The sequence below is a fragment of the Citrobacter sp. CK181 genome, from assembly GCF_030333595.1.
In the GTDB taxonomy this organism is placed as follows: Bacteria; Pseudomonadota; Gammaproteobacteria; order Enterobacterales; family Enterobacteriaceae; genus Citrobacter_B; species Citrobacter_B koseri.
In genome coordinates, this window is the sequence record NZ_JAOWFN010000011.1 from 620,652 (window position 1) to 639,518 (window position 18,867).

18 protein-coding genes are annotated in these 18,867 nt (G+C 54.2%); 11 read left to right on the forward strand and 7 right to left on the reverse strand.

What is annotated here, in order from left to right; genetic code table 11:
• Positions 1-29 precede the first annotated feature (29 nt).
• The 3 genes from OGW17_RS07105 to OGW17_RS07115 are packed head-to-tail and all read right to left on the reverse strand — an operon-like array spanning position 30 to position 1,858.
• A complete protein-coding gene (locus tag OGW17_RS07105; protein ID WP_012131989.1) occupies positions 30-425 on the reverse strand; it encodes an MAPEG family protein in 396 nt (131 codons plus the stop codon).
• Between the two features lie 51 nt (positions 426-476).
• Positions 477-1,295 carry a DUF72 domain-containing protein gene (locus OGW17_RS07110; RefSeq protein ID WP_071258720.1) on the reverse strand — a complete coding sequence of 273 codons (819 nt, stop codon included), beginning with the start codon at positions 1,293-1,295 and terminating at the stop codon, positions 477-479.
• Positions 1,292-1,858, reverse strand: a complete 567-nt coding sequence (locus tag OGW17_RS07115) for a hydrolase (RefSeq protein ID WP_071258717.1) — start codon at positions 1,856-1,858, stop codon at positions 1,292-1,294. The genes OGW17_RS07110 and OGW17_RS07115 overlap by 4 nt, the downstream gene beginning before the upstream one ends.
• A gap of 265 nt (positions 1,859-2,123) precedes the next feature.
• Between OGW17_RS07115 and aspS the strand changes: the two genes are divergently transcribed.
• The 6 genes from aspS (at position 2,124) to ruvB (ending at position 7,380) form a co-directional block, all read left to right on the forward strand.
• The gene (aspS, locus tag OGW17_RS07120) at positions 2,124-3,896 is read left to right on the forward strand and encodes an aspartate--tRNA ligase (protein ID WP_012131992.1); all 1,773 of its coding nucleotides are present in this window, start codon (positions 2,124-2,126) and stop codon (positions 3,894-3,896) included.
• Position 3,897: 1 nt separating this feature from the next.
• Complete coding sequence (gene nudB / locus OGW17_RS07125) at positions 3,898-4,341, forward strand: dihydroneopterin triphosphate diphosphatase (protein WP_012131993.1); 444 nt, start codon at positions 3,898-3,900, stop codon at positions 4,339-4,341.
• A gap of 28 nt (positions 4,342-4,369) precedes the next feature.
• Positions 4,370-5,110 (forward strand): YebC/PmpR family DNA-binding transcriptional regulator, encoded by a 741-nt coding sequence (locus OGW17_RS07130; protein ID WP_012131994.1) that lies wholly within the window; start codon positions 4,370-4,372, stop codon positions 5,108-5,110.
• A gap of 37 nt (positions 5,111-5,147) precedes the next feature.
• Positions 5,148-5,669 (forward strand): crossover junction endodeoxyribonuclease RuvC, encoded by a 522-nt coding sequence (ruvC, locus tag OGW17_RS07135; RefSeq protein ID WP_012131995.1) that lies wholly within the window; start codon positions 5,148-5,150, stop codon positions 5,667-5,669.
• Positions 5,670-5,749: 80 nt separating this feature from the next.
• Positions 5,750-6,361: a Holliday junction branch migration protein RuvA gene (gene ruvA, locus OGW17_RS07140; protein WP_012131997.1), complete on the forward strand. Its 612-nt coding sequence runs from the start codon at positions 5,750-5,752 to the stop codon at positions 6,359-6,361.
• A gap of 8 nt (positions 6,362-6,369) precedes the next feature.
• The gene (gene ruvB / locus OGW17_RS07145; RefSeq protein WP_012131998.1) at positions 6,370-7,380 is read left to right on the forward strand and encodes a Holliday junction branch migration DNA helicase RuvB; all 1,011 of its coding nucleotides are present in this window, start codon (positions 6,370-6,372) and stop codon (positions 7,378-7,380) included.
• Positions 7,381-7,473: 93 nt separating this feature from the next.
• Here the strand turns inward: ruvB and znuB are convergent, their stop codons facing one another.
• Together znuB and znuC are read right to left on the reverse strand one after the other, a co-directional pair.
• Entirely contained in the window at positions 7,474-8,259 is a 786-nt protein-coding gene (gene znuB, locus OGW17_RS07150) for a zinc ABC transporter permease subunit ZnuB (protein ID WP_012132001.1), read from the reverse strand.
• Positions 8,256-9,011, reverse strand: a complete 756-nt coding sequence (gene znuC, locus OGW17_RS07155) for a zinc ABC transporter ATP-binding protein ZnuC (protein WP_012132002.1) — start codon at positions 9,009-9,011, stop codon at positions 8,256-8,258. Before znuC ends, znuB begins: the two co-directional genes overlap by 4 nt.
• A gap of 78 nt (positions 9,012-9,089) precedes the next feature.
• Here znuC and znuA point away from each other — a divergent pair, with 78 nt between their 5' ends.
• The 3 genes from znuA (at position 9,090) to lpxM (ending at position 12,460) form a co-directional block, all read left to right on the forward strand.
• Positions 9,090-10,034 (forward strand): zinc ABC transporter substrate-binding protein ZnuA, encoded by a 945-nt coding sequence (znuA, locus tag OGW17_RS07160; RefSeq protein WP_047463184.1) that lies wholly within the window; start codon positions 9,090-9,092, stop codon positions 10,032-10,034.
• A 15-nt stretch (positions 10,035-10,049) separates the two neighbouring features.
• Entirely contained in the window at positions 10,050-11,369 is a 1,320-nt protein-coding gene (gene mepM, locus OGW17_RS07165; protein WP_049008838.1) for a murein DD-endopeptidase MepM, read from the forward strand.
• A 119-nt stretch (positions 11,370-11,488) separates the two neighbouring features.
• Positions 11,489-12,460 carry a lauroyl-Kdo(2)-lipid IV(A) myristoyltransferase gene (lpxM, locus tag OGW17_RS07170; protein WP_071259066.1) on the forward strand — a complete coding sequence of 324 codons (972 nt, stop codon included), beginning with the start codon at positions 11,489-11,491 and terminating at the stop codon, positions 12,458-12,460.
• 84 nt (positions 12,461-12,544) lie between these two features.
• Here lpxM and pyk read toward each other — a convergent pair whose 3' ends face one another.
• A complete protein-coding gene (pyk, locus tag OGW17_RS07175) occupies positions 12,545-13,987 on the reverse strand; it encodes a pyruvate kinase (protein WP_012132007.1) in 1,443 nt (480 codons plus the stop codon).
• 123 nt (positions 13,988-14,110) lie between these two features.
• The gene (gene hexR / locus OGW17_RS07180) at positions 14,111-14,980 is read right to left on the reverse strand and encodes a DNA-binding transcriptional regulator HexR (protein ID WP_012132008.1); all 870 of its coding nucleotides are present in this window, start codon (positions 14,978-14,980) and stop codon (positions 14,111-14,113) included.
• 357 nt (positions 14,981-15,337) lie between these two features.
• Here hexR and zwf point away from each other — a divergent pair, with 357 nt between their 5' ends.
• On the forward strand, positions 15,338-16,813 hold the full coding sequence (gene zwf / locus OGW17_RS07185) for a glucose-6-phosphate dehydrogenase (RefSeq protein ID WP_012132010.1): 1,476 nt from the start codon (positions 15,338-15,340) through the stop codon (positions 16,811-16,813).
• A gap of 233 nt (positions 16,814-17,046) precedes the next feature.
• Positions 17,047-18,858 (forward strand): phosphogluconate dehydratase, encoded by a 1,812-nt coding sequence (gene edd / locus OGW17_RS07190; protein ID WP_049008840.1) that lies wholly within the window; start codon positions 17,047-17,049, stop codon positions 18,856-18,858.
• The last annotated feature ends 9 nt before the right edge of the window (positions 18,859-18,867 follow it).

An 18,867-nucleotide genomic window follows, 5' to 3' on the forward strand; every position in this document is an offset into this window, starting at 1 on the left:
CCGGGAAAAATAAAGTGGCGTATTGTGCGCTAATGCAAGGAGAAAACCAACTCCCAGGGCATATACCAAAGATTCGCCAGCACCATCAGCAACAAGGCGCACCAGGTCGCACTCATCCCGGAACGCCGCCAGCGAAACAGACGGTGGTGGAAACCGTAATAATGCATCAGCCGACCAGCGATTAAAATAATCCCGCAGATATGCACCATCCATGTTTCGGCGCCGTTCATTTCCATAAACAGCAGCAGCGCGACAGCGATAGGAATATATTCCACCGCATTACCGTGAATGCGGATGGCGCTTTGCAGTTCGCTAAAACCGCCGTCACCGTAGGCAACGCGATACAGCATCCTTAGTCGGACAACATCAAAAGAGAACTTCATCAACAACAACGCACCTAATACGGTATATAGCGCGCTTACCATACAAACTCCCTTTAAAATGCCTGATGGCACTGTCTATGATAGGTGGCAATTTCAGAAAAGAGAAGATTGCTGTGGAATAGACGGTGCGGTTCCAATGCCGGGCAAGGCCGCGCGTAAATCTCCCCATAATGTATTCACTAACTCGGGAGCCTGCGCGATATCTGGCGTGTGTAGAAACAGATACGGCGTAGAGGTCGTTTCCCACAGCGGGAGTTTCGCCAGCCAGTCGGCAAAAAATGTCTGATTTTGCACCATATTGTCGCTGCCGATGAACCTGATCAACGGATGCTTTGCGGTCACGATGGCATGGACCGGCACTTTAGGTTTTTTGCGTTGCGCTTCGCGAATGGCCTGGTTATGAGGATGCGCGGCGTGCACCGGGCGGCTGTCGAGGATCACCCGATTCACCCCGCGTTCAACCAGGCCTCGATTGAGCTGTTGTTCTTCCTCTCCTTTGGCGAAAAACACGGGATGGCGCACTTCGACGCCATAGGTGAATGCCTTTGGCAACGCGTCAAGAAAGCGCCAGAGCGCAGGGAGGTCGCGCGGTGAAAACGTCGCGGGGAGTTGCAGCCAGTACTGACCAATTCTTGCCTCCAGCGGCGACATGCGGGTAAAAAATTCCTGCACAAGATCGTCGCAGTTACGCAGCGCGGCCTGATGCGAAATCGTTGCGGGGAACTTAAAGCAGAAGCGAAAATCGTCCGTTGTTTGCGCATGCCAGCGTTCGACAATTTCTGCTTTCGGCAGCGCATACAGGGTGGTGTTGCCCTCCACACAGTTAAAGTGGCGGGCATATTCTTCAAGACTGGTGATACCCAGACGCACCCATTTAGGATGCGACCATTGCGGTAATCCGATGTAGATCATAACGCGTTAAGGATCTCCTCCACGCTGCGCACTCTGGCGATACGCGGAAAAATATGTGTCATGCTGCTTTGATGCTGTTCCGTGCTGGCGGCGCTACAGGCATCTTCGGCGATCACCAGACCAAAACCCAGCTCCCAGGCGTTACGCGCGGTGGATTCTACGCCGATATTGGTGGAGATGCCGCACAGCACGATGGTGTCGACTCCCCGGCGGCGTAATTGTAACTCAAGATCGGTGCCATAGAACGCGCCCCATTGACGCTTGGTGACTTCCAGGTCACTGTCGCTTTTACCGAGCGCCGCCGGGTAACGCCACCAGTTTTCCGGCAGCGCGTTGGCTGGCGCCCGGGCATCGACGGGTTGCTTTAACGCGTCGGCATAATCGTCGGACCAGCCGACGCGAACCATCACCACCGGCGAGCCGTTTGCCCGACATTTTGCGGCCAGTTTCGCTGCGCGGGCGACAACATCGCTTGCCGCATGGGGGCCGCCAGCGAAAGGTAAGATCCCTTCCTGTAAATCAATAACGACCAGGGCAGTGGTTGCGGCGTTCAGTTCCAGCATGATGACTCCTGTAAAATAGATGATTCCGCTACACCTTAAGCGCGTTCCCGAAGGAAAGTGACGACAAATATTGTTAATTTTTGTGAGAATACGCAATAACCGCGTAGCAAACACGCGTACAGTCAGTATCGGACTTATCGTGCGGCAGAATTTCCAGTATAATAGCCGCCTTTTTTCATTCAGTTGTGACATTCAGCTAAAGCTGCGACAACGTCGCCTGTAAAGCAGGCAACAATCCGCCAGCGGCTAAGTTAAGGGATATCTCATGCGTACAGAATATTGCGGACAGCTACGTCTGTCCCACGTGGGGCAGCAGGTGACTCTGTGTGGTTGGGTCAACCGTCGTCGTGATCTTGGTAGCCTGATCTTTATCGATATGCGCGACCGCGAAGGTATCGTACAGGTCTTCTTTGATCCGGATCGTGCGGATGCGTTAAAGCTGGCTTCTGAACTGCGTAATGAGTTCTGTATCCAGGTGACCGGCACCGTGCGTGCGCGTGACGAGAAAAACGTCAACGCCGACATGGCGACGGGCGAAATCGAAGTGCTGGCGTCCGATTTGACGATCATCAACCGTGCAGATTCTCTACCGCTTGACTCTAATCACGTCAATACCGAAGAAGCGCGTCTGAAATACCGTTATCTGGATCTGCGTCGCCCGGAAATGGCTCAACGCCTGAAAACCCGTGCCAAAATCACCAGCCTGGTGCGTCGTTTTATGGACGACCACGGCTTCCTCGACATCGAAACCCCGATGTTGACCAAAGCGACGCCGGAAGGCGCGCGTGACTACCTGGTGCCTTCGCGCGTCCATAAAGGTAAATTCTACGCGCTGCCGCAGTCTCCGCAGTTGTTCAAACAGCTGCTGATGATGTCCGGTTTTGACCGCTACTATCAGATCGTAAAATGCTTCCGTGATGAAGATTTACGTGCTGACCGTCAGCCTGAATTTACCCAGATCGACGTCGAGACCTCCTTTATGACTGCGCCGCAGGTGCGTGAAGTGATGGAAGCGCTGGTACGCCATCTGTGGCAGGAAGTGAAAGGCGTGGATCTGGGCGACTTCCCGATCATGACCTTCGCCGAAGCCGAACGCCGTTACGGTTCCGATAAACCGGACCTGCGTAACCCGATGGAGCTGGTGGACGTTGCCGACCTGCTGAAATCTGTAGAGTTCGCCGTCTTTGCCGGCCCGGCTAACGATCCGAAAGGTCGCGTAGCGGCCCTGCGCGTGCCGGGTGGCGCAAGCTTAAGCCGTAAGCAGATCGACGACTACGGCAATTTCATTAAGATCTACGGCGCGAAAGGGCTGGCTTATATTAAAGTCACCGAACGTGCGAAAGGTCTGGAAGGCATCAACAGCCCGGTGGCGAAGTTCCTTAACGCGGAAATCGTGGAAGCGATTCTGGATCGTACCGCTGCGCAAGACGGCGATATGATTTTCTTCGGCGCCGACAACAAGAAAGTGGTTGCCGATGCGCTGGGCGCGCTGCGTCTGAAAGTGGGTAAAGATCTGAACCTGACCGACGAAGCCAAATGGGCGCCGCTGTGGGTTATCGACTTCCCGATGTTTGAAGATGACGGCGAAGGCGGCCTGACGGCGATGCACCATCCGTTCACCTCACCGAAAGACCTGACCGCCGCCGAGCTGAAAGCCGCGCCGGAAAACGCGGTTGCTAACGCCTACGATATGGTGATCAACGGTTATGAAGTTGGTGGTGGTTCCGTGCGTATCCACAGTGGCGACATGCAGCAGACCGTGTTTGGTATTCTGGGCATTAATGAACAGGAACAGCGCGAGAAATTCGGCTTCCTGCTGGATGCGCTGAAATACGGTACGCCGCCGCATGCGGGTCTGGCGTTTGGTCTGGACCGTCTGACTATGCTGCTGACCGGCACCGACAATATCCGTGACGTTATCGCCTTCCCGAAAACGACTGCCGCTGCCTGTTTGATGACCGAAGCGCCAAGTTTCGCGAACCCGGCAGCGCTGGCTGAGCTGGGTATTGATGTCGTTAAGAAGGCCGAGAATAACTGATATGGCATACAAACAGCCTGTCTCGGTGTTAGTCGTGATTTATGCAAAGGACACCGGGAGAGTGCTGATGTTACAGCGACGCGACGATCCTGATTTCTGGCAGTCGGTTACCGGCAGTCTGGAAGAGGGCGAAACCGCGTCGCAAGCCGCTATGCGCGAAGTAAAGGAAGAGGTCACAATAGATGTTGCAGCAGAGCAACTGACCTTAATTGACTGTCAGCGCACGGTGGAATTTGAGATTTTTTCACATTTACGTCATCGCTACGCGCCGGGAATTGAGCGTAATACTGAATCCTGGTTTTGCCTGGCTCTTCCCTCTGAACGAGAGATCGTGTTCACCGAACATCTGACCTATCGTTGGGTTAATGCGGACGAAGCCGCGCAGTTAACCAAGTCGTGGAGTAACCGGCAGGCGATTGAAGAGTTTGTAATTAACGTCGCCTGAGAAGGCGCGCTTTTTGGAGATATTATTTATGGCAGGTCATAGTAAATGGGCCAACACCAGACACCGTAAAGCAGCGCAGGATGCTAAACGCGGTAAAATTTTCACCAAAATCATTCGTGAGCTGGTGACGGCGGCCAAACTGGGCGGCGGCGACCCGGACGCTAACCCGCGTCTGCGTGCGGCAGTCGATAAAGCGCTGTCGAACAACATGACCCGCGATACGCTGAATCGTGCGATTGCGCGCGGCGTCGGCGGCGATGATGATGCGAACATGGAAACCATCATCTATGAAGGTTACGGTCCTGGCGGCACGGCTGTGATGGTTGAGTGCCTGTCTGACAACCGTAACCGTACCGTTGCGGAAGTGCGTCACGCTTTCAGCAAATGCGGCGGCAACCTGGGTACTGACGGTTCAGTGGCTTACCTGTTCAGCAAAAAAGGGGTGATCTCCTTCGAACAGGGTGACGAAGACACCATCATGGAAGCTGCGCTGGAAGCCGGTGCGGAAGACGTTGTGACCTTTGATGACGGTGCGATTGACGTCTACACCGCATGGGAAGAGATGGGCAAAGTGCGCGACGCGCTGGAAGCTGCGGGTCTGAAAGCGGACAACGCTGAAGTGTCCATGATCCCGTCCACCAAAGCGGATATGGATGCGGAAACCGCGCCGAAACTGATGCGTCTGATCGATATGCTGGAAGACTGCGACGACGTGCAGGAAGTTTACCATAACGGTGAGATCTCTGATGAGGTTGCGGCTACGTTATAATGACGTGGTTTAATTCCGTTCTAATCGGAGGCGCGTGATGTCTATTATTCTCGGTATCGACCCGGGTTCACGCGTCACGGGTTATGGCGTGATTCGTCAGGTGGGCAGGCAACTGACTTACCTGGGCAGCGGATGTATCCGCACGAAAGTGGATGATTTACCGTCTCGTCTGAAGCTGATTTATGCGGGCGTGACGGAAATCATCACCCAGTTCCAGCCGGACTATTTCGCGATTGAACAGGTGTTTATGGCGAAGAACGCGGACTCCGCGCTTAAGCTGGGTCAGGCGCGCGGCGTGGCGATTGTCGCGGCGGTAAACCAGGATCTTCCGGTGTTTGAGTATGCCGCCCGTCAGGTGAAGCAAACCGTTGTCGGGATCGGCAGCGCCGAGAAAAGCCAGGTACAGCACATGGTGCGCACGTTGCTGAAACTCCCGGCAAATCCCCAGGCGGATGCGGCGGATGCGCTGGCTATCGCCATCACCCACTGCCACGTTAGCCAGAACGCGATGCAAATGAGTGACTCGCGGCTCAATCTGGCGCGTGGGCGGCTACGATAATGACAAATGAGGCTGGATATCTATCCAGCCTTTTTTTATGATACCACTTTACTTTTTCGGCCCCAACGCAGGAGCGCAATGTGATAGGCAGACTCAGAGGCATTATTCTGGAAAAACAACCCCCGCTGGTATTACTTGAGGTGGGCGGCGTAGGCTATGAAGTCCATATGCCGATGACCTGTTTTTATGAGCTCCCGGAATCTGGAAAAGAAGCGACCGTATTCACCCATTTTGTGGTGCGTGAAGATGCGCAATTGCTGTACGGGTTTAACAATAAACAGGAGCGAACCCTGTTTAAAGAACTGATCAAAACGAACGGCGTCGGGCCGAAACTCGCGCTGGCGATCCTCTCCGGGATGTCTGCTCAGCAGTTTGTGAATGCCGTTGAGCGCGAGGAGCCCGCCGCGTTGGTGAAACTGCCGGGTATTGGTAAAAAAACCGCAGAACGCCTGATCGTTGAAATGAAAGATCGCTTCAAAGGCCTGCACGGTGACCTCTTTACGCCGGCCGCCGACCTGGTGCTGACCTCTCCGGCAAGTCCGGCAACGGATGATGCGGAGCAAGAAGCGGTTGCTGCGCTGGTGGCGCTGGGCTATAAACCACAGGAAGCCAGCCGCATGGTGAGCAAAATTGCCCGCCCTGACGCCAGCAGTGAAACATTGATTCGCGAAGCACTCCGCGCCGCGTTATGAGGTAAAGGATGATAGAAGCAGATCGCCTGATTTCAGCAGGTGGAACCCAGGTGGAAGAGGTTGCCGATCGCGCCATTCGCCCGAAGTTGCTGGAAGAGTACATTGGTCAGCCTCAGGTGCGTTCGCAAATGGAGATCTTTATCCAGGCGGCAAAGCTGCGCGGCGACGCGCTCGATCACCTGCTGATCTTTGGCCCGCCGGGGCTGGGGAAAACGACGCTGGCTAACATTGTCGCCAATGAAATGGGCGTGAACCTGCGCACCACGTCTGGCCCGGTGCTGGAAAAGGCGGGCGATCTGGCGGCGATGCTGACCAACCTTGAACCTCATGATGTGCTGTTTATCGATGAGATCCACCGTTTATCACCGGTGGTGGAAGAGGTGTTGTATCCGGCGATGGAAGATTATCAGCTGGACATCATGATTGGCGAAGGGCCTGCTGCGCGTTCGATAAAAATCGATCTGCCGCCTTTTACGCTGATTGGCGCCACCACGCGAGCCGGGTCATTGACGTCGCCGCTGCGTGACCGTTTCGGTATTGTTCAGCGGCTGGAGTTTTATCAGGTGCCTGACCTGCAACACATCGTCGGGCGCAGCGCGCGGTTTATGGGGCTGGAAATGAGCGATGAAGGTGCGCTGGAGGTTGCCCGCCGCGCTCGCGGTACGCCGCGTATCGCCAACCGCCTGTTGCGTCGCGTACGTGATTTTGCCGAAGTGAAACATAACGGCGCCATCTCTGCGGATATCGCCGCTCAGGCGCTGGATATGCTGAATGTCGATGCGGAAGGGTTTGACTATATGGACCGCAAGCTGCTGCTGGCCGTAATTGATAAATTCTTTGGCGGCCCCGTCGGTCTCGATAACCTGGCCGCAGCCATTGGTGAAGAGCGTGAAACGATTGAGGACGTACTGGAACCGTATTTGATTCAGCAGGGCTTTTTGCAACGAACCCCGCGCGGGCGAATGGCGACGGTGCGGGCGTGGAATCATTTTGGAATAACGCCGCCGGAAATGCCTTAACTTATGTGAGTTAGGCCGGATGGCGGCTGCGCCTTATCCGGCCTGCCTGTGAACGTGGGCCCGGTAAGCGGAGCGCCACCGGGAAACACACGCTTAGCTCGCCTGCTTTTTCATCATGCTGAAGATAAACAGCAGCGCGGCACACAGCACCACTGACGGGCCTGCCGGTGTGTCGTAAAACGCAGAAAATGTCAGACCGCCTGTAACCGCTATCATACCCATTCCTACTGCGACACCCGCCATCTGCTCCGGGGTGCGGGCAAAGCGACGCGCCGTGGCGGCAGGAATAATCAGCAATGAGGTGATGATCAACGCGCCAACGAACTTCATCGCCACGCCGATAGTCAATGCGGTGACCAGCATCAGCAGGAGCTTAACGCGCTGTAACTTCACGCCATCGACAAAAGCCAGATCCGGGCTAATGGTCATCGACAGCAGATTACGCCACTGCCAGAAGAGGATCGCCAGCACGATAACCACGCCGATGGCGATGAAAATCAGGTCTTCCGGCGTCACGGCCAGCAGGTCGCCAAACAGATAAGCCATCAAGTCCACGCGAATGTTGGACATCAGGCTGACGACCACAAGACCTAACGACAGGGCACTGTGCGCCATAATGCCGAGAAGCGTGTCGATAGCGAGGTGAGGGCGTTTCTCCAGCCACACCAGACCGGCTGCCAGCATCAGCGTAACGGCAATCACCGCATAGAACGGGTTGATGTCCAGCAGCAACCCAAAAGCGACCCCCAGCAGCGAGGCGTGCGCCAGCGTATCGCCAAAATAGGACATTCGACGCCAGACCACGAACGAGCCCAGCGGGCCAGCGGCGCAGGCCAGCATGATCCCGGCTAACCAGCCAGGTAATAACAGTTCAATCATGAGTGACCATTTCCCCGGCGCAGTACGATACGACCTTGTAAATCGTGGCGATGATTATGATGATGACGGTAAATCCCCAACTGTTCTGCGCCGCGTGGCCCGAACATAGAGATGAATTCAGGATGCATGGAAACGATTTCAGGGGTGCCGGAGCAACAGATATGGTGATTCAGACACAGCACTTCATCCGTTTTCGCCATCACCAGGTGCAGGTCGTGCGAGACCATCAGCACCGCGCAATCCAGCTCGCGCCGCAGCTGGTCAATGAGATCGTACAGGGCGACCTGACCATTGACATCCACGCCCTGAGTCGGCTCATCCAGCACCAGCAGCTGTGGTTGATTCAGCAGCGCGCGGGCTAACAAAACGCGCTGGGTTTCACCGCCGGACAGCTTTTGCATGGGGGCGTCAATGAGGTGTCCGGCCTGAACGCGTTTCAGGGCCGGAAGAATGTCGGTTTTTTGCGTACCGGGGCGTAAGCGTAAAAAGCGGCTTACCGTCAGCGGCAGCGTGGTGTCGAGATACAGTTTTTGCGGGACGTAGCCAATACGCAGCTGCCCGTTGCGCTTGATCAACCCTTCATCAGGCGCTACCAGCCCTAATACTACGCGTACCAGCGTAGACTTCCCGGCGCCGTTTGGGCCGAGAAGCGTCAAAATTTTTCCTGGTCTGAGTTCAAGCGACACGTCAGAAAGGACGCGGCGTTGACCGAAAGAGACCGAAACATTTTCCAGTGAAACCAAAGTCGTCATGTCAATTTTAGGCTTGCAGAAGTCATAGAATGTTATAATATCACATTTCTCACATTCATTACGATGATTAGTCGCATTATGTTACATAAAAATACGCTTCTTTTCGCAGCATTATCCGCTGCGCTATGGGGTGGTGCAACACAAGCCGCAAATGCCGCCGTTGTCGCCTCTCTCAAGCCCTTAGGTTTCATCGCTTCCGCCATTGCCGATGGCGTCACGGACACCCAGGTTTTATTGCCGGATGGGGCGTCTGAGCATGATTATTCACTGCGTCCGTCTGACGTAAAACGCTTACAGGGCGCGGACTTAGTTGTCTGGATCGGCCCTGAGATGGAAGCGTTCATGGAAAAGTCAGTAAAGAACATTCCTGACGGAAAACAGGTAACGATTGCGCAGCTCGCCGACGTGAAACCGCTACTCATGAAAGGCGCTGACGACGACGATGACGATCACGATCACGGGCATGCGCACGGTGAAAAAGGTGACGCACATCACCATCATGGTGATTACAACATGCATCTTTGGCTTTCCCCAGAGATAGCGCGGGCTTCAGCGGTTGCAATCCATGAAAAATTAGTGGAACTTATGCCGCAAAGTCGAGCCAAACTTGACGCCAACCTGAAGGATTTTGAGGCACAATTAGCTGCAACCGATAAGCAGGTAGGTAACGAGCTCGCACCGCTCAAGGGGAAAGGGTACTTCGTTTTTCATGACGCCTACGGCTACTACGAAAAACATTATGGGCTAACTCCGCTTGGTCACTTTACCGTGAACCCTGAGATTCAACCTGGTGCGCAGCGTTTACATGAAATAAGAACACAGTTGGTTGAGCAAAAAGCAACCTGCGTTTTTGCTGAGCCACAGTTCAGGCCAGCGGTCGTTGAAGCCGTTGCGAGAGGGACATCCGTTCGAATGGGAACGTTGGATCCCCTCGGAACGAACATTAAACTGGGTAAAACAAGCTATTCAGCGTTTCTGAATCAATTAGCCAACCAGTATGCTAGCTGCCTGAAAGGAGATTAATGAGGAAGTGAATACGTGCAACAGATAGCCCGCTCTGTCGCCCTGGCATTTAATAATCTGCCCCGACCCCACCGCGTTATGCTGGGGTCGCTTACTGTTCTGACACTGGCCGTCGCGGTATGGCGGCCTTACGTTTACCACCCTGACTCTGCGCCCATCGTCAAAACCATCGAACTGGAAAAGAGTGAAATTCGTTCGCTGCTGCCTGAAGCCAGCGAACCGATTGATCAGGCGGCGCAGGAAGATGAAGCGATCCCACAGGATGAGCTGGACGACAAAACGTCTGGCGAAGTGGGTGTGCATGAATATGTTGTCTCCACCGGCGATACGCTGAGCAGCATTTTGAATCAGTATGGCATTGATATGGGCGATATCAGCCGACTGGCCGCTGCGGATAAGGAACTCCGTAATCTGAAAATCGGCCAGCAGATCTCCTGGACGTTGACGCCGGACGGCGATTTGCAACGCCTGACCTGGGAAGTTTCACGCCGCGAAACGCGTACCTACGATCGTAGCGGAACGGGTTTCAAAATGAGCAGCGAAATGCAGCAGGGCGACTGGGTCAATAGCCTGATGAAAGGCGCGGTTGGCGGGAGCTTTGTCGCCAGTGCGAAAGACGCCGGTTTGACCAGCGCAGAAGTCAGCGCCGTCATTAAAGCGATGCAGTGGCAGATGGACTTCCGTAAGCTGAAAAAAGGCGATGAGTTCTCTGTGTTGATGTCGCGTGAAATGCTGGATGGCAAGCGTGAACAGAGCCAGCTTCTGGGCGTGCGTCTGCGTTCAGATGGAAAAGATTATTACGCGATTCGCGCGGAAGACGGTAAGTTCTATGACCGAAACGGCACAGGGCTTGCGAAAGGATTCCTGCGCTTCCCGACGGCGAAGCAGTTCCGCATTTCGTCAAACTTTAATCCGCGTCGTCTGAACCCGGTGACCGGTCGCGTTGCGCCGCATAAAGGCGTCGATTTTGCGATGCCGCAAGGTACGCCCGTGCTGTCGGTCGGTGACGGTGAGGTCGTGGTAGCGAAACGCAGCGGCGCGGCAGGTTATTATGTCGCTATCCGTCACGGCCGTACTTACACCACGCGTTATATGCACCTGCGTAAGCTGCTGGTGAAACCTGGGCAAAAAGTGAAACGTGGCGATCGTATCGCGCTGTCAGGCAATACCGGGCGTTCTACCGGGCCGCATCTGCACTATGAAGTCTGGATTAACCAGCAGGCTGTTAACCCGCTGACGGCAAAACTGCCGCGTACCGAAGGGCTGACAGGTTCTGACCGCCGTGCTTATCTGGCGCAGGTCAAAGAAGTCCTGCCGCAGTTGCGCTTCGATTAATAAATATGCTTATGGAGCCGGTACGCGATGCGTACCGGCTTTTTTATTTTGTGTGGCGCACAGCGCGCCGCTACACTATCAACAGATTTACTTTTCGTGGCATCAAACACTGGAAAAGCATGGAAACGAAAAAAAATAACATTGAGTACATCCCTGAGTTTGAGAAATCTTTTCGTCATCCACGCTATTGGGGTGCCTGGCTGGGCGTAGCCGCAATGGCGGGTATTGCATTAACGCCCGCGTCGTTTCGCGATCCTTTACTGGCGAAGCTGGGACGTTTTGCCGGACGTTTGGGGAAAAGCGCCCGGCGTCGCGCGCTGATCAACTTATCTCTGTGTTTTCCTGAGTACAGCGAAGCAGAGCGTGAAGCTATTGTCGACGGAATGTTTGCGACCGCGCCACAGGCGATGACCATGATGGCCGAACTGGCGATTCGTGGGCCTGAAAAACTGCAAAAGCGCGTCGACTGGCAGGGGCTGGAGATCATTGATGAGCTGCGGCGGAATAATGAAAAGGTGATCTTTCTGGTGCCGCACGGGTGGGGCGTGGATATTCCCGCGATGCTGATGGCGTCCCAGGGGCAGAAAATGGCGGCGATGTTCCATAACCAGGGCAACCCGGTATTTGACTATGTCTGGAACACGGTCCGTCGTCGTTTTGGTGGTCGTCTGCATGCGCGCAATGATGGCATCAAGCCGTTTATCCAGTCTGTCCGTCAGGGCTACTGGGGATACTATCTGCCGGATCAGGATCATGGCCCGGAACACAGTGAGTTCGTTGATTTCTTCGCAACCTACAAAGCGACGCTGCCAGCCATTGGCCGGTTAATGAAGGTGTGTCGTGCTCGCGTGGTGCCGCTTTTCCCGGTTTATGATGGTAAAACGCACCGTCTGACCATCCTGGTGCGACCGCCGATGGACGATCTTCTGACTGCGGATGACCACACTATCGCCAGACGGATGAATGAAGAGGTGGAGATTTTTGTCAGACCGCATCCTGAGCAATATACCTGGATTCTGAAACTGCTCAAAACCCGCAAACCGGGTGAAATTCAGCCGTATAAGCGCAAAGAGTGGTATCCCATCAAATAAAAAAAGCCTCTCGTCAGAGAGGCTTTTTTGTTACCCGGCCTGTAAGCCTGATAAGCGAAGCGCCATCAGGCTTATCACCAACGATTACTCGACGGTCAGGATACGCGTGGTATTGGTGGAGCCGATGGTGCTCATCACGTCGCCCTGGGTCACGATAACCAGATCGCCCGAAACCAGATAGCCTTTATCGCGCAGCAGGTTAACCGCTTCGCTTGCCGCGACAACGCCGTCTGCCGCGCTGTCAAAGTGAACCGGCGTAACGCCACGGTAAAGAGAAGTCAGGTTCAGCGTGCGTTCATGGCGGGACATGGCGAAAATCGGCAGGCCGGAACTGATACGCGAAGTCATCAGCGCCGTACGACCGGATTCGGTCATGGAGATAATCGCCGTTACCCCTTTCAGGTGGTTTGCCGCATACATGGCGGACATTGCGATCGCTTCTTCAACGTTGTCGAACTGGACATCCAGACGGTGTTTAGAGACATTGATGCTCGGGATCTTTTCTGCGCCCAGGCAAACGCGCGCCATCGCCGCAACGGTTTCTGCCGGGTATTGTCCTGCCGCCGTTTCCGCCGACAGCATGACGGCGTCGGTGCCGTCCAGCACGGCGTTCGCCACGTCCATCACTTCCGCGCGGGTCGGCATTGGGTTGGTGATCATCGATTCCATCATCTGCGTGGCGGTAATCACCGCACGATTCAACTGACGAGCGCGGCGAATCAGCGCTTTTTGAATCCCGACCAGTTCAGGATCGCCAATCTCAACGCCGAGGTCGCCACGCGCAACCATCACCACGTCTGATGCAAGAATAATGTCGTCCATTGCGTTCTGGTCGCAGACGGCTTCCGCGCGTTCTACTTTCGCGACGATTTTGGCGTCGCAACCTGCATCGCGCGCCAGGCGACGTGCATAATTCAGATCTTCGCCGCAGCGCGGGAAGGAGACAGCCAGATAATCCACGCCAATCTGCGCTGCGGTAACGATATCCGCTTTATCTTTCTCGGTCAGCGCTTCGGCGGAGAGACCGCCGCCCAGCTTGTTGATCCCTTTATTGTTAGAGAGCGGGCCGCCGACGGTCACTTCGGTGAAGACTTTCATGCCCTGAACTTCCAGCACTTTTAGCTGTACGCGACCATCATCAAGCAGCAGGATGTCGCCAGGCACGACGTCAGCAGGCAGGCCTTTATAATCAATACCGACTTTATCTTTGTCGCCTTCGCCTTTGCCCAGGTTGGCATCAAGAAGGAATTTATCGCCGATATTGAGGAAAACTTTGCCTTCTTTAAAGGTGGATACACGAATTTTTGGCCCCTGGAGGTCACCCAGAATCGCCACATGACGCCCCAGTTTGGCGGCAATCTCACGAACTTTATCCGCGCGCACTTTGTGATCTTCCGGCGTGCCGTGAGAGAAGTTCATACGTACGACGTTCGCGCCAGCAGCGATAATCTTTTCAAGGTTGTTATCGCGGTCAGTTGCCGGGCCTAACGTGGTAACGATTTTGGTTCTGCGAAGCCTTCTGGACATGTAATACTCCGTTGACTGAAACAACTTGGTGTTGCGTGAACATTGATCCGGTCGTTCTGAGACCTTAACGGTTAAAAATGAACGTATCCGAATGACGAAAAGGATAGAACATTGTTATTGCTTTTAGCTGTCATTACTCTTGATGAGTAATTCTTTATCAAAACGCGATTCCTTGAGCGCTTCCTTGACACGCTTCAAGTTATCTCTGAATTTTGCCCCACGACGCAAAGTAAATCCTGTTGCCAGCACATCTATCACGGTCAGTTGAGCAAGTCGAGAGATCATGGGCATATAAATGTCAGTATCTTCCGGCACATCAAGGGTAATTGCCAGCGTTGCTTCTCGTGCCAGCGGCGTTCCGGCAGAGGTTAGCGCAATCACCATCGCATCGTTTTCGCGCGCCAGCTGCGCCAGTTCCACCAGACTTTTGGTTCGGCCGGTGTGGGAAATGAGCACGACCACGTCATCATCGCTACAATTCATACAACTCATACGTTGCAGGACAATGTCGTCGGAGTAGATCACCGGCACGTTGAAGCGAAAAAACTTGTTCATGGCGTCGTGCGCCACGGCCGCAGAGGAACCCAGGCCAAAAAAGGCGATTTTCTTCGCCTGGGTGAGCAAATCGACGGCACGGTTTATCGCAGATTTATCCAGCGACTGGCGAACGTGGTCCAGACTGGCCATCGCAGACTCGAAGATTTTCCCCGTATAGGACTCAACGCTGTCATCTTCATCCACATTGCGATTAACATAAGGGGTACCATTCGCCAGACTTTGTGCCAGATGCAGTTTAAAATCAGGGAAGCCGCGCGTATCCATGCTGCGGCAAAAACGGTTCACGGTAGGCTCACTGACGTTCGCTTCCTGGGCCAGCGTAGCAATACTTGAATGAATCGCGCGGTCGGGGGAGGCAACGATAACATCGGCTACTTTACGTTCTGACTTGCTCAAATGTTCCAGTTGAGACTGGATTTTTTCTAGCATATTCATGATGTAGAAAAGCTCACAGTTAATAACGATTTCAATGATGTGAGAAATCGAGATGCGATTTTGTTAGATATTACCCCTGAGCATCCGGGAAGGGGGCAAAATGGATAGAATAGTTGTTGTTTTTTTTCATTACATGATCGGTGTCTGATTTTAGCTGTCTGTTACATGTACGAAAACGACAATTTTTTTATCTGTTTTACGGCTATTTACCGCGGGAAAACCGAAGATCGCCCGAATCGCACGGGTGGATAAGCGTTTACAGTTTCGGGATTCACGTAAAAGCAGTACAGTGCATTGTAATAAAATTACAACTATACCCTGGCAAAAGCACCGGGATATTTAACTGAGGAGAATGACATGGCGGTAACGCAAACAGCCCAGGCATGTGACCTGGTCATTTTCGGCGCGAAAGGCGACCTGGCGCGCCGAAAATTGCTGCCTTCCCTGTATCAACTGGAGAAAGCCGGTCAGATTAACCCGGATACCCGTATTATCGGGGTGGGTCGCGCGGACTGGGACAAAGATGCCTATACCAAAGTGGTTCGCGAAGCGCTCGAAACCTTCATGAAAGAAAAGATTGATGAAGGCTTGTGGGATACCCTGAGCGGCCGTCTGGATTTTTGCAATCTGGACGTTAACGACACTGAGGCGTTCGGTCGACTGGGAGCCATGCTGGATCAAAAATCGCGCACCACCATTAACTATTTTGCGATGCCGCCGAGCACCTTTGGCGCCATCTGTAAAGGTCTGGGTGAAGCGAAGCTGAACGCTAAACCGGCTCGCGTGGTAATGGAAAAACCGCTGGGTACCTCGCTGGCGACCTCGCGTGAAATCAACGATCAGGTAGGCGAGTACTTTGAAGAGTGCCAGGTTTATCGTATCGACCACTATCTGGGTAAAGAGACCGTTCTTAACCTGCTGGCGCTGCGTTTTGCCAACTCGCTGTTCGTGAATAACTGGGACAACCGCACGATTGATCATGTGGAAATTACCGTAGCGGAAGAGGTGGGCATTGAAGGTCGCTGGGGCTACTTCGACCAGGCGGGCCAGATGCGCGACATGATCCAGAACCACCTGCTGCAAATTCTGTGCATGATTGCGATGTCGCCGCCGTCCGATCTGACGGCCGACAGCATTCGCGATGAGAAAGTGAAAGTGCTGAAGTCGCTGCGCCGTATCGATCGCTCGAACGTGCGCGAGAAAACGGTTCGCGGGCAATACACCACCGGTTTTGCTCAGGGCAAAAAAGTGCCGGGCTACCTCGAAGAAGAGGGAGCGAACAAGAGCAGCAACACAGAGACCTTTGTGGCGATTCGCGTGGACATCGACAACTGGCGCTGGGCGGGCGTACCGTTCTACCTGCGCACCGGTAAACGTCTGCCGACCAAATGCTCTGAGGTTGTTGTCTACTTCAAGACGCCTGAGCTGAACCTGTTCAAAGAATCCTGGCAGGATCTGCCGCAGAACAAGCTGACCATCCGTCTGCAACCTGATGAAGGTGTGGACATCCAGGTGCTTAACAAAGTGCCGGGTCTGGACCACAAGCACAATTTGCAGATCACCAAGCTGGATTTGAGCTACTCCGAAACCTTCAATCAAACGCATCTGGCGGATGCTTACGAGCGTCTGTTGCTGGAAACCATGCGCGGTATTCAGGCGCTGTTCGTGCGTCGTGATGAAGTTGAAGAAGCCTGGAAGTGGGTGGACTCCATCACTGAAGCCTGGGAAATGGATAATGATGCGCCAAAACCGTATCAGGCAGGGACCTGGGGGCCGGTCGCTTCGGTGGCGATGATCACCCGTGATGGCCGTTCCTGGAATGAGTTTGAGTAAAATTCCATCTAGCCCATAGGTGTTATTTTACCGGTAACATGATCTAACACAGATTGTAGAACAATTTTTGCACTTTTAAGCCTCGCGTGGATTCACCCGCGGGGCTTTTTTTATTACACTGCCGGAAGTGATTTTGCCCCAGTGCGCCATATAACAAGCGATTCAGTAATATTTAACCTTACTGAAACTCTTTGTTAATCGGCAGCATAGACAAATAAATTTCAGGAGCCTTTATGAATCCAGATTTGTTACGCGTAACAAAACGCATTGTCGAACGCTCGCGTGAGACACGTTCTGCCTACCTCGCCCGTATTGAACAAGCGAGAACATCCACTGTTCATCGCTCGCAGCTGGCATGCGGTAACCTGGCGCACGGCTTTGCCGCCTGCCAGCCTGACGACAAAGCGTCACTGAAGAGCATGTTGCGTAACAATATCGGGATCATCACCTCTTACAACGACATGCTTTCCGCTCATCAGCCGTATGAGCACTATCCCGAGATCATCCGCAAAGCGCTGCATTCTGCGAATGCGGTAGGCCAGGTCGCCGGCGGCGTTCCTGCGATGTGTGATGGCGTGACGCAGGGGCAGGACGGTATGGAGCTTTCTCTGCTGAGCCGCGAAGTGATCGCAATGTCGGCGGCGGTGGGGCTGTCTCATAATATGTTTGATGGCGCGCTGTTCCTTGGCGTGTGTGACAAAATCGTCCCCGGTCTGGCGATGGCGGCGCTGTCATTTGGCCACCTGCCGTCTGTTTTCGTGCCTTCCGGCCCGATGGCAAGCGGTCTGCCTAATAAAGAAAAAGTGCGTATCCGCCAGTTATATGCGGAAGGGAAGGTCGATCGCATGGCGCTGCTGGAATCTGAGGCGGCCTCTTACCACGCGCCAGGCACCTGTACGTTCTACGGCACCGCCAACACCAACCAGATGGTGGTGGAGTTCATGGGGATGCAGTTGCCCGGCTCATCCTTTGTTCACCCGGACGCGCCGTTGCGTGAAGCGCTGACCGCTGCCGCCGCGCGCCAGGTGACGCGCCTGACCGGTAACGGCAACGAATGGATGCCGATCGGTAAGATGATTGATGAAAAAGTGGTCGTGAACGGCATTGTGGCGCTGCTGGCAACCGGCGGTTCAACCAACCACACCATGCACCTCGTCGCGATGGCGCGGGCGGCAGGTATCCTGATTAACTGGGATGATTTCTCCGATCTGTCGGAAATCGTACCGTTGATGGCGCGTCTGTATCCGAATGGCCCGGCAGATATTAACCACTTCCAGGCGGCAGGCGGCGTACCAGCACTGATGCGTGAACTGCTGAATGCGGGACTGCTGCATGAAGATGTGAATACCGTGGCGGGTTTTGGTCTGTCTCGCTATACCTTCGAACCGTGGCTGAACAACGGCGAACTGGACTGGCGCGAAGGGGTGGCGAAATCCCTGGACAGCAATGTGATTGCCACCTTTGATAAGCCGTTCTCCCACCACGGCGGAACGAAAGTGCTGAGCGGCAACCTTGGCCGCGCGGTCATGAAAACGTCTGCGGTGCCGGTTGAAAATCAAATTATTGAAGCGCCAGCGGTTGTTTTTGAAAGTCAGCATGATGTTTTACCGGCTTTTGAAGCGGGTCTGCTTGACCGCGATTGCGTGGTGGTTGTGCGCCATCAGGGACCAAAAGCGAACGGAATGCCAGAATTACATAAACTCATGCCGCCACTTGGTGTATTATTGGACCGTTGTTTCAAAATTGCGTTAGTTACCGATGGACGGCTTTCCGGTGCTTCAGGTAAAGTGCCTTCAGCAATCCATGTAACCCCGGAAGCCTATGATGGCGGGCTACTGGCGAAAGTACGCGATGGCGACATTATTCGTGTGAATGGACAGACAGGCGAACTGACGCTGCTGGTTGATGATGCGGAACTTGCCGCTCGCCAGCCTCACATTCCTGACCTGAGCGCATCGCGCATCGGTACAGGCCGTGAGATGTTCAGCGCGTTGCGTGAAAAACTGTCCGGCGCCGAGCAGGGCGCAACCTGTATGACGTTTTAAGACGACAAA